Below are 15485 nucleotides of genomic sequence, written 5' to 3'. Positions count from 1 at the left end.
GGTCAACCCGTTGGAATACTATCTCAATAATCGTAAGTAAATACAAACGTAGCGCCGTATACGGAAAACCGTACGTACGGTGCAACGGGAGGGTCGAGCCGCTAACGCGGCTCACTCTACCCTATTGGAAATCATTGAAGGATGATGATGCCCAGGTAAATATCTGCTGGAAAACCAGTGATTCTGACAAACAGAAAGACTGACAGAAAAACTGACAGTAAGACTGACAGAAAGGAGGAATCCTTTGGCAATATGTGCTGGTCATTCTGTCCTTTTGTCATGATTTGCTATAATGGGTGGCATGGATAATCAGAGTATGAAAACAAAAGTATTCAGTGTTCTGTTAGGCATCGGCACTGGCATGGGCATGGCTGTGGTGGTGCTTTTTGGCATGATCCGTTCTGAGTATGCATTCTGGACAATGCCGTTCTTTCTGACGGTTGTCATCGGGATGATGCTGCCGGGGGTGCTGGATGCGATTGATAAAAAAGGGATGATTCCGTGGCTTGCTGAGATCGTGATGTGTGCTGTGTCATTTGTGATCTGTGTTGGTTACAGCTTTGCCGTGACACGCTCTGTGGCCGCAAGCAATATGCAGACAAAGATTGTGCTGTATGCTTTGATCGTGCATGGCTGTGCTGCCCTGCGCATTCTGCTTGTGAATAAAAGGAAGTGATGGGGATGACGGTATTGAGTAAATGGGGAGAAGCACTGGATCTGAATCATCCTCTGCCGGAATATCCCCGGCCGCAGTTTCGCCGCAAACAGTGGCTGAATCTGAATGGCATGTGGGAATATCAGATTGTGAATGGAAATCAGGATACCGTTCCGGATGGCTGGAAGCTGATCTGTGTGCCGTTTGCTTTAGGCAGTGCCCTGAGTCAGACAAATGAGAATCTTTCTCCTGGTGAAACACTGTGGTACCGGCGTTATTTTGCCTGGAAACCGGATGAAGGCAGAGTGATGCTCAACTTTGAAGCCGTGGACCAGACATGCATTGTCTATGTCAATGGTGTCGAAGCAGGCCGCCACTTTGGCGGCTATGCGCCATTTTCCATCGATATCACCCATCTGATCAAATATCAGAATACATTAATGGTCAGGGTCAAGGACGCATCGGACCAGGGTGTCTGTGCCTTTGGCAAGCAGCGCATCAATCCCAGGGGCATCTGGTATACACCGACGGCTGGCATCTGGGGAACGGTCTGGCTGGAACAGCTGCCTGTGCATGCCGTTGAAGATCTCAAGATCACACCGGACTTTGACCATCATCAGGTATTCCTGGAACTGGCCGGTCCATTTCATCAGGCCCGCATTATTGTCAGCGCCCGGGATGGCTCCTTTCATCATGAAGGACTGACAGAAGACGGCCATTACGTTGTGCCGATGGATGACTTCCATGCATGGTCTGTGAATGATCCATTTTTGTATGATGTTGAAATCCTGACCGAGGATGATGACGTGCAGAGCTATTTTGGCATGCGCTCCTTTACAAGCTGCCACGATGGCTCCGGCCATATACGCTTTGCTTTGAATCATCAGCCATTGTTTTTGAGCGGCCTGCTGGATCAGGGCTATTCCTGTGATGGCATGTATACGTATCCAAGTGAAGAGGCAATGAAGTACGAACTGTCTGCAGTGAAGGCAATGGGCTTCAATATGCTGCGGAAACATGTCAAGCAGGAAAACAGACGCTGGTATTATCTTTGTGATACGATGGGCATCCTGGTCATGCAGGATATGCCTAATGGCGGAAATACATTCTCGTTCTGGACACACCAGGCTCTGCCGATGATTGGCATCCGTACAATGAACGATGGCAATTACCGCCGCTTTGGCAGAGAGAGTGAAGACAGCCGGCAGATGTACATGCATGAACTGGATGAAATGCTGGATACACTCTATAACTGTGTTTCCATCTTTGCCTGGGTGCCGTTCAATGAAGGCTGGGGCCAGTTTGACAGCTCGCAGGTCACAGACCATATTGCCGACTATGATACAACCAGACTGATTGACAGTGCTTCGGGCTGGCATGATCAGGGCTGCGGTGACTTCAACAGCCGCCATGTGTACTTCCATGCCTTCCATGTGCCCCGTCTGGACCAGAGAATTCTGCTGTTATCTGAGTTTGGCGGCTATGCGTATCTGGAATATGGACACAGCAATGCCGACAAGCTGTTTGGCTACAGGAAGTTCCGCGATAAGCGGGATCTGGATCTTGCCGTCAATGCACTGTATGAACATGACATTCTTGCCAACATTGATGATGGCCTTGCGGGATGTATCTATACCCAGCTGAGTGATGTGGAGACCGAATGCAATGGTCTTCTGACAGCTGACCGCAGGGTGGTCAAGATTGACATGAAGAAAATGAAGAAGATGAATGAAAGAATACAGAGGAAATTAATATGATGCAGGATGAAATTGTTATTGCAGAGGCCATGGATGGGCAGGTGCGCATTCATGCGGCCAGAACAACCGCGATGTGTGAGGAAGCACGTGTCACGCACCATTGCATGCCGACAAGTGCGGCTGCCCTGGGGCGTGTGTTGACTGTCACTGGTCTGATGGCCAGTGATCTGAAGGATCCTGAGGCAAAGATCACCAGTGTGTTCAATGGCCATGGTCCGGCTGGTACGGTATTGGCACAGGGTGATGGTGCCGGGCATGTGCGCGGCTTTATCAGTGATCCAAATCTGTACATGGTCAGAAAAGACGGCCACCTGGATGTCGGCAAGGCCGTCGGTACCAATGGCACATTGACTGTTATCAAGGATCTTGGCCTGAAAGAGCCGTTTTCCGGTGTGGTGAATCTGCAGACTGGTGAGATTGGCGATGACTATGCGTACTATTTTGCTTTAAGTGAACAGGTCAGAAGTGTTGTGGCAGTCGGCGTGCTTGTTTCTCCGGATAATACAGTGAAGGCAGGCGGCGGGATGATCTATCAGCTGATGCCGGAAGCCACGGAGGATGCGATTGAATATTGTGAACATGCCGCGAAAACGATGAAGCCGATGACGGAGATGGCAGACAGTGACATGAGCGTGGAACAGATGATTCTCTCTGTGTTCCCGGATGCGAAGATCCTGGAACATCTGCCGATTCAGTATTACTGCGGCTGCTCGCGTGATCATTACCGTGAGGCTCTTGCCACTTTGCCTGTGAAGGATCTCAAGGAACTTGTGGCAGAGAACAAGCCGGCGGAGATTGTATGTCAGTACTGTGGAAAAAAATATGAATATTCACCAGAGGAGCTGCAGAAAATTGTGGATGAGAAAGTATGTGGAACATCGGCAGTGTCAGAATAAGCAATCCATTTGTGGCAGCACCGCTGGCTGGTATTTCCAATCCGGTCTATCGGCAGCTGAGTCATGACTTTGGGGCAGGTCTTGTTGTATCGGAGATGATCTCAGACAAGGCACTGCACTACCACAATGCAAAGACCTTTGACATGTGCCGCACATCTTCTCATGAACATCCGGTATCACTGCAGCTGTTTGGCTCGGATCCGGATACGATGGGGGAGGCTGCCAGATATCTCAGTGATCATACGGACTGCGACATCATCGACATCAATATGGGCTGTCCGGTGCATAAGGTGCTCAAGTCGCATGCCGGATCCTGGCTGATGCAGGATGAGGATCTTGCGGCTGCAATTGTCAAAGCTGTGAAAAACAATACAGATCGACCTGTCACAGCTAAGATCCGGGCAGGCTATGATGCCAGCCACATCAACTGTGCCTCTTTTGCCAGACGGCTGGAAGAAGCGGGCTTGGATGCGGTGGCGGTGCATGGGCGCACCCGCAGCCAGATGTACCAGGGCAGCGTGAACCTGGAATGGATCCGCATGGTGAAAGAAGCAGTATCTATTCCGGTCATTGGCAATGGCGATATCAAGAGTGTGTCAGATGCGGACAGGATGCGCAGAGAAACGGGCTGTGATGCGGTCATGATCGGCCGAGGTCTGCTTGGCAGGCCGTATTTCCTGCAGGAGCTGCTTGCGCATGAAGAAGGACGGCCATATACAGAGCCATCCTATGAGGAGCGGCTGTCTCTCTGCCGGACATATGCAGAAAATCTGTGTGATCTGGAAGGGGAGCATGACGGCATGCATATGATGCGGGGCATGGCGCCATGGTTTTTAACCGGCATGCCCTATGCGGCATCGTATAAGGCAAAGATGTCTTCGTTGGAGAATCTGCATGATCTTGAAGTGATATTATCTGACTATCGCAAGAAACTGGAAGAGGGGGAAGAATTGTGAAGAGAGATCAGTTTCAGTCCCGCCTTGGATTTCTGCTTGTTTCGGCAGGCTGTGCCATTGGCATCGGCAATGTCTGGAAATTTCCGTTTGTAACAGGACAGAACGGCGGCGGGATCTTTGTGCTGTTCTACCTGCTGTTTCTGATCATCATGGGCATTCCGGTATTGACTATGGAGCTGGCCATCGGCCGTGCTTCCCGCCAGTCAGCCGTCAAAGGCTACAAGACACTGGAAACCCCTGGATCAAAGTTTCATATCCATGGCTGGTTCTGTGCCATCGGCTGCTATCTTCTGATGATGTATTACACGACTGTCTCAGGATGGATGCTTGGCTACTTCTTCAAGTTTCTGACCGGTGCTTTTACTTCCGGCATGAGCAAGGATGCGGTATCGGGTGTTTTCAGTGCCATGCTTGCCAATCCTGCAGAGATGACGCTGTGGATGGCAATTACAGTCATTGCGGGTTTCCTGATTGTGGCACAGGGTCTGCAGAATGGCCTGGAAAGAATTTCTCGGGTGATGATGGTATCACTGCTCTGCCTGATTGTTGTCCTTGCCATTCATTCTCTGACGTTAAAAGGCGGCATGGCCGGATTGCAGTTCTACCTTCTGCCATCACTGACAAGGGCCAAGGAAGCAGGCCTTGGCAATGTGATCAATGCGGCCATGAACCAGTCATTCTTTACACTGTCTCTTGGCATTGGTGCCATGGAAATCTTTGGCTCCTATATGAGCAAAGACCGCACCCTGGCATCTGAAGCAGGCTGGATCTGTGTACTGGATACCTTTGTGGCCATTGTCTCAGGCCTGATCATCTTCCCGGCATGTTCTGCCTTTGGCGTACAGGCAGATGCCGGTCCATCCCTGATCTTCATCACTTTGCCAAATGTCTTTGTCAACATGGCATTTGGCAGACTCTGGGGTGCCCTGTTCTTCCTGTTCATGTCCTTTGCGTCATTCTCAACGGTCATTGCCGTCTTTGAAAACCTCAATGCGACATTGACTGACAACTTCGGCATTACTCGCAAAAAGGCATCTTTCATCAACCTGATTGTTGTCCTGCTGGCATCACTGCCTTGTGTGCTTGGCTTCAATGTGTGGTCCGGTTTATCCATTGCCGGCAAGGGTGTGCTGGATATCGAAGACTTCCTGGTCTCCAATCTGTTTCTGCCGCTTGGTTCACTGGTGATGGTGCTGTTTTGCTCTTACAAGTTTGGATGGGGCTTTGACAACTACCAGAAGGAAGCCAATACTGGCAGAGGTGTGAAGATTCCTTCTTTCCTGAAGTATTATTTCCGCTTTGGATTACCAATCCTTGTGCTGGTGATCCTGATCAAAGGGCTGATGTAATAAGCATCAGTCTTTTTTTGATTCTGGAATATGAAACAGATCACTTCGATCTACCAGCTGGACATCATTAACTTCAGCAAGTTTCCTGGCACTGTAGGTGAAATACTGGTTGGTGATGACGATGGCTTTATCGGCGTTGTAGTATGCCTTGGCTGCCATGGCCTGCTGGATGGCATAGACACCGATATTGCGGTCATATCGTTTGGCCTGTACAACGATTTTGTGCAGGCCTTTCCGCATGATCAGATCCGCACCGTAGTCTTTTGTCTTCTGCGTGGTCCGGATGACGAAATAGCCGTGGTGGTGAAACCATGCCCGGCAGTATCTTTCAAACTTTTCACCGCTCATATGATCGACGTATCCCGGTCGTATCTGCAGATTTCTTGTCAGAAACAGAAGTGCGGCGATGATGGCAGCCACAATTGCCAGGGATAAGGAAATCGGCATCGGTGAGGCAATGGCGGCCAGTAACAGGATGATAATGCATTCCATGGCAAGGATGCGGATCAGTGTGAAGGAAAAGGTATGCTTCATGGGAATCATTATACCTTGTGAGTGAATTGGGAAAGAAGTGGCAGACATTTCTCTTCTATTTTTGGTGAATTCGATTATCATGATAGTAATAGTTGGAAATGCAACTAATTGGGTGAGGAGGCAGTGATGGCAGAGCAGGGCAACTTCATGATTCATCTTTCAGTGCTGTACCGGAATACGCAGAAATACTTTGACCATGCACTGGAACCATATGGAATCGGCTGGGGACAGCTGATGTTTCTGTTTGTGATCTATGAGAATGAGGGGATCACGATGCAGGAAGTGACCCGGATTTCTGAAGTGGACAAGGGAACAACGACCAAGTCGATGCAGAAACTGCTGGATCAGGGTTATGTTGTCAGTAAGGCAGATGAGAAGGACAAGCGTGTCAAGCGCCTTTACACAACTGAAAAGAGTGGGAAGATCATGAACAAGCTCTATGAGTTCCGCTCTGCTTATCGCAATTCCGTGTTTGACGGTATTGATGGGGATGCCTTTGAAAAGATGATGGCGAAGACATGTGAGAACAGTCACAACATTGTGATGCCTTCGTTTGATGATCTGAAGATCGGCGGTCTGCAGAAAGTGACGCTGCTGGATTATCCGGGCAGGCTTGCCGCAACGGTATTTACCGCTGGCTGCAGTTTTAAGTGTCCGTTCTGCCACAACCGGGATCTTGTGTTTGTGCCGGAGGATTATTCCTTTGTGAATCCGGATGAGATTTTTACTTACCTTGGCAGGCGCAAAGGCATTCTGGATGGTGTGTGTATCTCGGGCGGGGAACCATTGGTGCAGCCTGACCTTCTTCCCTTTATGGAGAAGATCAAGAACATGGGCTTCCTGGTCAAGCTGGATACCAATGGCTATGAGCCAAAGAAGCTGAAAGAAGCAGTGCAGTCGGGACTGGTGGATTATGTTGCCATGGATCTGAAGAATTGCAAAGAAAAGTATGCCATGACCTGCGGCATGCAGAAGGCGGTGTTCCAGATGGATCGAATTGAGGAAAGTGTTTCCTATCTGCTGGCAGGACATGTGGACTATGAGTTCCGTACAACGGTTGTCAGGGAGCTGCATGACAAAGAGGATCTGCTGGCCGCGGCGTCATGGATCCGTGGTGCAAAGCATTATTATCTGCAGCAGTTTCATGACAGCGGGACTTTGATTCAGGAAGGGTACCACGGCTATGATGCCCGGCAGATGGAAGAACTGTGTGAAGCAGTGAGAACAATGATTCCCCAGACAGAGCTTCGTGGGGTGAAAGGAGAAACGGATGTACAGAGTCGTTAAACGTGATGGCAAGATTGCCGATTTTGATCTGGACAAGATCAGGAATGCGGTGAAGAAGGCTTTTGATGGCTGCAATAAGCCGTATGCGGATGATGTGATCGATCTGATTGCATTGCGGGTGACAAGTAATTTTGCCCCCAAGGTGCATGATCATCTGATTGGTGTGGAAGACATTCAGGACAGTGTGGAGAGAGTGCTGTCAGATGCCGGCTATGCGGATGTGGCTAAGGCCTACATCCTGTACCGCCGCCAGCATGAGAATCTGCGCAATATCCAGAATACAACCCTGGACTACAAAAAGCTGGTGGACAATTATCTGAAGGCACTGGACTGGCGTGTCAAGGAGAACAGCACTGTCACGTATTCTGTGGGAGGCCTGATTCTGTCCAACTCCGGTGCGATCACGGCAAACTACTGGCTGTCTGAGGTCTATGATGATGAGATTGCCAATGCCCATCGGTCTGGCGATATTCATATTCATGATCTGAGCATGTTAACGGGGTATTGCGCCGGGTGGTCTTTGAAGCAGCTGATTCAGGAAGGTCTTGGCGGTGTCGAAGGCAAGATTACCTCTGCGCCAGCCAAGCATCTCAGTACATTGTGCAACCAGATGGTCAACTTCCTTGGCATCATGCAGAATGAGTGGGCTGGTGCGCAGGCGTTCTCGAGCTTTGATACGTACCTGGCACCGTTTGTAAAAGTGGACCATCTGTCCTATAAGGAAGTCAAGCAGGATATTCAATCTTTCATTTATGGGGTCAATACGCCATCCCGCTGGGGGACCCAGGCTCCATTCACCAATATTACGCTGGACTGGACCGTGCCGGAGGATCTGGCGGATCAGCCTGCCATTGTCGGCGGCAAGCCGATGGACTTCTGCTATAGGGACTGCAAGAAGGAAATGGATATGGTGAACAAGGCCTTCATTGAGACCATGATTGAGGGTGATGCCAATGGCAGAGGCTTCCAGTATCCGATTCCAACCTATTCCATTACCAAGGATTTTGACTGGAGTGATACCGAGAACAACCGTCTGCTGTTTGAGATGACTGCCAAGTATGGCACTCCGTATTTCTCCAACTATATCAACAGTGATATGAAGCCTTCGGATGTGCGTTCGATGTGCTGCCGGCTGCGTCTGGATCTGCGTGAACTGCGTAAAAAGAGCGGCGGCTACTTTGGCTCTGGTGAAAGCACGGGCTCGATTGGTGTCGTCACGGTCAATCTGCCTAGAATTGCTTATCTTGCCAAAGATGAAAATGATTTCTATGCCCGTTTGGATCACATCATGGATCTGAGTGCACGCAGTCTGGATACCAAGCGGAAAGTCATTACCAAGCTGCTGGATGCAGGTCTCTATCCATACACCAAACGGTATCTTGGCACCTTTAACAACCACTTCTCAACCATTGGCCTGGTCGGCATGAATGAGGCCGGCCTCAATGCAAAGTGGCTGCGCAAGGATCTGACCCATCCGGAGACAAAAGCCTTTGCCATTGATGTGCTGAATCATATGCGTGACCGTCTGTCTGATTATCAGGAACAGTATGGTGCTTTGTTCAACCTGGAGGCAACCCCGGCAGAGAGTACAGCTTACCGTCTTGCCCGTCATGACAAGGAAAAGTATCCGGATATCATGACAGCCAATGATGCGGGTACGCCATACTATACCAACAGCACCCATCTGCCGGTTGGCTGCACGGATGATATCTTTGCGGCGCTGGATATTGAGGATGACATGCAGGTGCTGTATACAAGCGGCACGGTGTTCCATGCCTTCCTTGGCGAGCGGCTGAGCGACTGGCATGCGGCGGCTGTTCTGGTCAGAAAGATCGCCCAGAATTACCGGCTGCCATACTATACGATTTCGCCTACCTACAGCGTGTGTGCCCAGCATGGCTACATCTCAGGTGAAGTCTGGAAGTGCCCGGTCTGCGGTAAGCCGACGGAAGTGTATTCGCGTATTACCGGATACTACCGTCCGGTGAAGAACTGGAATGCCGGCAAGGCACAGGAGTTCAAGGACAGAAAGACATATGCAGTGGATGGCATCACTTCCTGCACATCTTTCAAGGAAGATCAGCAGCCGGCTGTCAGGGTGGAAGAAACGAAACCTGTTAACAGCAGCTCTACCCAGAAGTATCTGCTGTTTACTACGCCGACCTGCCCGAACTGCAGGATCATTGAGAAGTTCCTGGATGAGCATCATGTGGACTATGAGATCAAGGATGCTTTGGAGAACAAGGATCTGACACGGAAGTATGGCATTCTGCAGGCACCGACGATGGTGGTGGAGAGTGCTGAAGGAGCGCAGCTGTATGTGAATACCGGCAGTATCATGTCTTTCATTAATCAGAGCAAAGGCACTGCGGCGTGATGGCTGTATGCCAAATTCAATCCTGTCCAGTACTGAATCACTGTGGCACGTTGACAGTCCAAGTGTTAAATTTAGTGATTGCAAGAGGGAAATGTCCTGTATAGAATAGGAGAAGACCATAAAAGGAGGAAGTTTTATCATATGGCAAAGGGTATTTTTACCGCAACAAAGAAGGATGTAGCAGACAAGGTCGCTGAAGCTGCGGGTTTGACAAAGAAGCAGGCTGCTGATGCTGTCACAGCAGCATTTGATGCAATTGCAGAAACACTGAAGGACGGCGGTGAGGTTTCCATCTCCGGCTTCGGCAAGTTCGAAGTTGCAGAGAGAGCTGCCCGTCAGGGTGTTAATCCGGCAACTGGCGAAAAGATTGAGATTGCGGCAAGCAAGGCCCCGAAGTTCAAGGCTGCCAAGGCACTCAAGGACATCGTTAAGTAAGTTTTCGATTGAAAGCAGACATGTGCGCATGTCTGCTTTTTTTGATAGAAAGGTGGGTGGTATAATAGCCTGCAGCAGGAGAATTTCACTATGAGTAAAACAGTTCTGGAAGCCGTTCACATGAAGAAGGTGTACAATGCAGGCACCTCTCATGCTTTTGAAGCACTGCATGATATTAATGTACAGGTACACGAAGGCGACTTCGTTGCCGTCATGGGGCCGTCCGGCTCTGGCAAATCCACCTTCATTAACAATATTTCCACCATCGATATTCCTACCGGCGGCAAAGTTCTGATCAATGGACAGGAAGTGCGCACCATGGGTGCCAATGAGATCGGCAGATTTCGTTTCTCTAATCTTGGCTTTATCTTTCAGGATTTCAATCTGCTGGATACCCACACATTGTATGAGAATATTGCCATGCCGCTGGCACTGGCCCATGTGAAGAAGGATGCCATCGACAAGCGTGTCAAAGAGCTTGCAAAGTCCATGAACATTCTGGATCTGCTGGATCATTATCCTTATGAGTGTTCTGGCGGCCAGAGGCAGCGTGCTGCCATCTGCCGTGCGCTGGTCAATCATCCCAATATCATTGCCGCGGATGAGCCTACCGGCAATCTGGACAGTGCCAACAGTGCGGAACTGATGAAAATCTTCTCTGATCTGAATAAACAGGGTGTCACAATCATCATGGTTACCCATGATCCGCTGATTACATCCTATGCCAAGCGTCTTCTGTATATCCGTGATGGCAGTATCGATACTGTCTTGGAGAGAAATGACATGGATCAGGATACGTTCTTCTCAAAGATTGTCGAGATCAACAGTGCAGAATCAAGGGAGCTGCTGACGAAATGATCTTTGCCAGTGCTTTGAAATCACTGAAGCGGGATTTCTACCGCTCCTTCTTCTACTGGCTGACATTTATGCTCACAACAGCCTTTGTCTTTCTGTTTTTCTGCATTGCCGTTTCACCGGCAGTAGGCATGACCTTCCGCAATTCACAGGGCGGCCTTGCCGTCAATGTGACATTCTTTGCTGTCTTTGTATGCATGGTGGATGTCTTCTTCGCCAATGATTTCTTTGTCCGCACAAAGGCAAAGGATCTTGCCGTACAGCTGATCTGCGGCGCCGGCTTTTCACAGCTGGCTGGCTACCTTCTGATTCAGACGTTCTTACTGCTGGCTTTAGCCATTCCGGTTGGCGTTGTGCTGGCATTGGCATTGCGGCCATTGCTGGAAGTACTGATGACATCCTGGCTGCAGACACAGTGCGTCATTCCGATCTCAGGCAGTGCTGTATCGGCAACACTGTTTGTGCTGCTGACACTGGTATTCTGGACAACCTATCTGAATCTGTCCTATGCCTACCGCAACAATGCCTATACGCTGCTCAACAGCCAGTCCATCCGTTCCACGGGCAGTGTGTTCAATATTGCTCATACAAAAAAGGCTGCGAAGATTTCCAATGACGCAGCGGGTGTGTTTGCTTTGATTCTGTGGCTGGCTCCGATGCTTGGTATTCTCAGTGCCCCGGCAGATGCCTTTGTGTTTGCCTTGTTTGGCATGATGGGCTTTTATCTTTGCTGCAGGCATGTGTTTGAGCCGTTATTGAGTGCATGGCTGGACAGGAAGGCAATTGACAAGCCAAACCAGATTGCCGTACTTGGGTTTTTCCGCACTGATCTTTCCATCATGAAGGTCAATGTTGTCCTGATTGTGATCTGCTCGGTTGTATTGATTTCTTTGATGAGTACGCCATCCATTACCAGCATGGAGAAAGTCCTGATGATTCTGGCCTATCAGATGATGAATGTGCTGCTGTCACTGGCCATTTTGTTCCGCTTTGGCACGGAAGCTCTGAACCGGAAAAAATACTTCCAGACGATGCGGCATCTTGGCTATCTGGAGAAAGATCTGCATCATATCATTGCCAGAGAGACGGTCAGTTTCTATTGCTTTGTGGCAGTCAGCGCAGCAATGTATGTGTGTGTGATTCTCAAGGCACTTGCCGGCAATGGTGTGCTGACAGGATCACTGCCTGGTTCTTTGCTGATGTCGCTGTTATTGCCATTATTAGTGTGCATGATCGCAACCTGGCTGTATTATAGAAGTAACATGAGTGCGAAACGCGCTTGAACATAGAAAGGGAGATTATATGTCTTTTCGCAAGGATTTTCTTTGGGGCGGTGCAACAGCTGCCAATCAGTATGAGGGTGGTGTGCATGAGGGCAATGCGGCTCTTTGCACAGGTGATGTGATGACCAATGGTTCTCACACGGTCAGACGTCAGGTGACATGGCGCAAGCCGGATGGTACAACTGGTTCTACGCCGCTTTGCTTTGGGTCACCGGAGCGCCATCTGCCACAGGGTGCTGTGCCATGTGAGCTGGATGATCCGAAGTATTACTATCCAAGCCACATTGCCTCAGATTTCTATCATCATTACAAAGAGGATATTGCCCTGATGGCAAAAGAGGGTTTCAAGTGCCTGCGCTTCTCAGTGAAGTGGAGCAGAGTGTTCCCGGATCCGGAAGGGGAAGTGAATGAAGAGGGACTGCGCTTCTATGAGAATGTGGTGGATGAGTGCAGAAAATATGGCATTGAGCCGCTGATTACACTGCATCACTATGAGACACCGCTGATCTTTGCCCAGCAGTGCAATGGCTGGAATGACCGGAAACTGGTGGATCTGTTTGTTAAATATGCTACTGCACTGTTTGACCGTTTTGCCGGAAAAGTGAAGTATTATCTGACTTTCAATGAGATTAATCTGGTAGAGGAAGCACCCTATGTGGCAGCCGGTCTGATCCATGCGGATCCCCAGAATATTGCCAATGCGGCGTATCATCAGTTTCTGGCTTCGGCCAAGACAGTGATTGCAGCCCATGAAAAGCACCCGGATATCAAGGTTGGCATGATGCTGGCCTTTGGACCATGCTATGGCCTGACTGCTGATCCGTATGATCAGCTGCTGGCGGCCGAAAGACAGAACAATACACTGTCATTCTCTGATGTACAGATGACTGGTGAATATCCTGTCTATAAGCTGCTTGCCTATAAGAGAGCGGGCATTGTCCTGCCTGAGCAGCCTGGTGACAAGGAAATCCTGAAGAAGGGTGTCTGTGACTTCCTGTCGTTCTCCTGCTATGGATCCAATACGTATACAACACATAAAGATGCACTGGCTGGTGAAGGCAATGGCGGATCAGGTGATGGCAAGGTGGCTAACCCGTATCTGAAGACCAATGCCTGGGGCTGGGGAACAGATCCACAATGCCTGCGTATTGCCCTGAACATCTTCCATAACCGCTATCACTGCCCGCTGTTCTGCGTAGAGAACGGTATTGGCTGGAATGACAAGTTTGAAGATGGCACAGTGCATGATGATTACCGCATTGACTACATGCGCGTCAATATCCAGTCGATGAAGGATGCGGTGGAGCTTGACGGTATTGATCTGATGGGCTATCTGTACTGGGGCTGTGTGGATATGGTATCCAATGGCGAAGGTGAGATGGCCAAGAGATATGGCCAGATCTATGTGGATGCCGACAACCATGGTCAGGGAAGCTTCAAGCGTTCTGTCAAAGATTCCTATTACTGGTATCAGAAGGTGATTGCCAGCAATGGAGAAGACTTGAAATAAGTGAATTACCATGTCTGACTTATTCGCTGATGCGGAAAGTCACGCATGGCTTCATTTTCTGCAGGCGGAACAGTTTACCGTTCCGTACAGCGGGGCATTCACGGTCCCATATGCGGTTCTGCCCGCACTGCTTTTATGCCAGTTTCAGATCAGGATGATAATATGCCCTTATATTTCTGAAATCAGGTTCTATCCCTCTTTCAAAAGCGTCCGGTATGGCTTTTCTCAGAATGTTTGCCGAGCCATTCAGATCCGCATTGATCTTTGGGCCATCTGCAGATCTGTACAGCCCACGTTTTTCTCTGACACCTGAAAATTTATGATGTTCTTCTGAATCTCGGCTATACACCGGAATTTTATCTCTGTCCAGGAAAGATGCTTTTGATGTGTATGATTCTTCCTGATAAATGATACGGATTCCCAGGCGCTCTGCTGAATAGGTAATAATTCTTTTCAGCCTTTCAAATGGAATCTGCATAAAGTTTTGATTGCTCGTACCTCCCATACTGCATTCCTGCTTCCAGAATTTGTTTTCACCTATCACAATGGTGTCGATACGTTTTTCTACGCACCATGTGATAAGACGTTTGCAATCTTTAAGCATGCAGTCATTTATGCGATTATTTCTTTTCTGGAGGATGCGATAATACCGTTTTGTCGGGAAAAACTTGTCAGTGCTTCCACTTGTCTGCTCTGACTGGATGCGGGCAGACATCTGATTGAAATAATGGTTTGCAGATTTTGCAGCCCCGCCTTTGAACAGCAGACATTCAGCACCAACGTTGTTAGTCACAGCCATCAGGTTGTCTACACCGAGATCAATTGCAGCAATACATTCTGCTGTATCAGCAGTTGCCGGTGCATTTGTCCCATCATCGAACACAAATGACAGTTTGTACGTGCCGTTTCTGGGCGTTACGTTAAGCTGAACAAATTTGCCGTGTACTTCTCTGCCAAGGCGCACAACTTGTTTCGTAAAAGGCAGTTTTGCGGTATACCGGTGTTTCTTGTTTTTGCGAATAACGCAGTCCTGATTTGTAACAATAAAAGCGCACGTACCTTTCTTGTGCTTGTATCCAGGCATTTTCGGCCGCCCTGTAAATTTGCCCGGATCACGCTTGTAGCTCTTCAATGCCGCAAAGAATGAGCAAATATCCCGCAAAGTCATTTTCAATATCTGCTGTGCGGTTTGTCTTGGCAATCCAGTACAGCAGTAATCTGGATTTTTGCATAGCTTCATCATACAGTCCAGAGTTGTATAGCTGATGGATCCGGAAGGCGGAAGTATTTTCTGCTTGTCTTTCGGGAGATAATAGTTCATCCACTCAAACTCGCTCATCACTTCCAGTTCGTTATCGCTCAGATCGAAGATGTTTGTTCTTTTTGCAGCAAACATCATCTGCCGTTCACGAAAAAGTGCGGCATTGTAAAGGTTGTTCGCCTTGTGAGCAATATCGTCACACCATGCAAATAACGGATCCGATCTTTGTACAAATATCGTCTTTGCACTATACATCAGTTAATAATCATCCTTTCTAAGCATAAAAGCTTTTATTTATGCTACATATATTATATCATAAAAGATGTCAGT

13 protein-coding genes are annotated in these 15485 nt (G+C 48.9%); 11 read left to right on the top strand and 2 right to left on the bottom strand.

All coding sequences use genetic code 11. The features are described 5' to 3' along the window. The first annotated feature begins 316 nt into the window (after positions 1-316). From MOZ60_RS07975 to MOZ60_RS07955, 5 genes are read left to right on the top strand one after another with little or no spacing between them, the layout of a single operon-like run. Positions 317-676, top strand: coding sequence for a hypothetical protein (locus MOZ60_RS07975; protein WP_370596269.1), 360 nt, complete (start codon positions 317-319; stop codon positions 674-676). Between the two features lie 5 nt (positions 677-681). After that, positions 682-2412, top strand: coding sequence for a glycoside hydrolase family 2 protein (locus MOZ60_RS07970; protein ID WP_370596268.1), 1731 nt, complete (start codon positions 682-684; stop codon positions 2410-2412). Continuing rightward, positions 2409-3308, top strand: coding sequence for an Hsp33 family molecular chaperone HslO (gene hslO / locus MOZ60_RS07965; protein WP_370596267.1), 900 nt, complete (start codon positions 2409-2411; stop codon positions 3306-3308). Before MOZ60_RS07970 ends, hslO begins: the two co-directional genes overlap by 4 nt. Continuing rightward, on the top strand, positions 3281-4264 hold the full coding sequence (gene dusB / locus MOZ60_RS07960) for a tRNA dihydrouridine synthase DusB (protein WP_370596266.1): 984 nt from the start codon (positions 3281-3283) through the stop codon (positions 4262-4264). The genes hslO and dusB overlap by 28 nt, the downstream gene beginning before the upstream one ends. Beyond that, a complete protein-coding gene (locus tag MOZ60_RS07955; RefSeq protein WP_370596265.1) occupies positions 4261-5613 on the top strand; it encodes a sodium-dependent transporter in 1353 nt (450 codons plus the stop codon). Before dusB ends, MOZ60_RS07955 begins: the two co-directional genes overlap by 4 nt. Positions 5614-5619: 6 nt before the next feature. On the opposite strand, the gene MOZ60_RS07950 is transcribed toward MOZ60_RS07955, so the two are convergent. Continuing rightward, on the bottom strand, positions 5620-6147 hold the full coding sequence (locus MOZ60_RS07950) for a restriction endonuclease (protein WP_370596264.1): 528 nt from the start codon (positions 6145-6147) through the stop codon (positions 5620-5622). A gap of 126 nt (positions 6148-6273) precedes the next feature. On the opposite strand from MOZ60_RS07950, the gene MOZ60_RS07945 reads away from it, so the two are divergent. The 6 genes from MOZ60_RS07945 (at position 6274) to MOZ60_RS07920 (ending at position 13894) form a co-directional block, all read left to right on the top strand. After that, positions 6274-7434: an anaerobic ribonucleoside-triphosphate reductase activating protein gene (locus MOZ60_RS07945; protein WP_370596263.1), complete on the top strand. Its 1161-nt coding sequence runs from the start codon at positions 6274-6276 to the stop codon at positions 7432-7434. Beyond that, a complete protein-coding gene (locus tag MOZ60_RS07940; protein WP_370596262.1) occupies positions 7418-9811 on the top strand; it encodes a ribonucleoside triphosphate reductase in 2394 nt (797 codons plus the stop codon). Before MOZ60_RS07945 ends, MOZ60_RS07940 begins: the two co-directional genes overlap by 17 nt. 105 nt (positions 9812-9916) lie before the next feature. Beyond that, on the top strand, positions 9917-10246 hold the full coding sequence (locus MOZ60_RS07935; protein ID WP_483423491.1) for an HU family DNA-binding protein: 330 nt from the start codon (positions 9917-9919) through the stop codon (positions 10244-10246). Positions 10247-10336: 90 nt separating this feature from the next. Next, entirely contained in the window at positions 10337-11104 is a 768-nt protein-coding gene (locus MOZ60_RS07930) for an ABC transporter ATP-binding protein (protein WP_108775220.1), read from the top strand. Beyond that, positions 11101-12384, top strand: coding sequence for an FtsX-like permease family protein (locus tag MOZ60_RS07925; RefSeq protein WP_370596261.1), 1284 nt, complete (start codon positions 11101-11103; stop codon positions 12382-12384). The genes MOZ60_RS07930 and MOZ60_RS07925 overlap by 4 nt, the downstream gene beginning before the upstream one ends. 19 nt (positions 12385-12403) lie before the next feature. After that, a complete protein-coding gene (locus MOZ60_RS07920) occupies positions 12404-13894 on the top strand; it encodes a glycoside hydrolase family 1 protein (protein WP_370596260.1) in 1491 nt (496 codons plus the stop codon). A 133-nt stretch (positions 13895-14027) separates the two neighbouring features. Here MOZ60_RS07920 and MOZ60_RS07915 read toward each other — a convergent pair whose 3' ends face one another. After that, positions 14028-15410 carry an RNA-guided endonuclease InsQ/TnpB family protein gene (locus MOZ60_RS07915; RefSeq protein ID WP_370596259.1) on the bottom strand — a complete coding sequence of 461 codons (1383 nt, stop codon included), beginning with the start codon at positions 15408-15410 and terminating at the stop codon, positions 14028-14030. Positions 15411-15485: the final 75 nt, after the last annotated feature.

This window comes from Grylomicrobium aquisgranense, assembly GCF_033971865.1.
Taxonomy (GTDB): Bacteria; Bacillota_I; Bacilli_A; order Erysipelotrichales; family Erysipelotrichaceae; genus Bulleidia; species Bulleidia massiliensis.
This window is presented reverse-complemented; position numbering and strand designations above follow the sequence as displayed.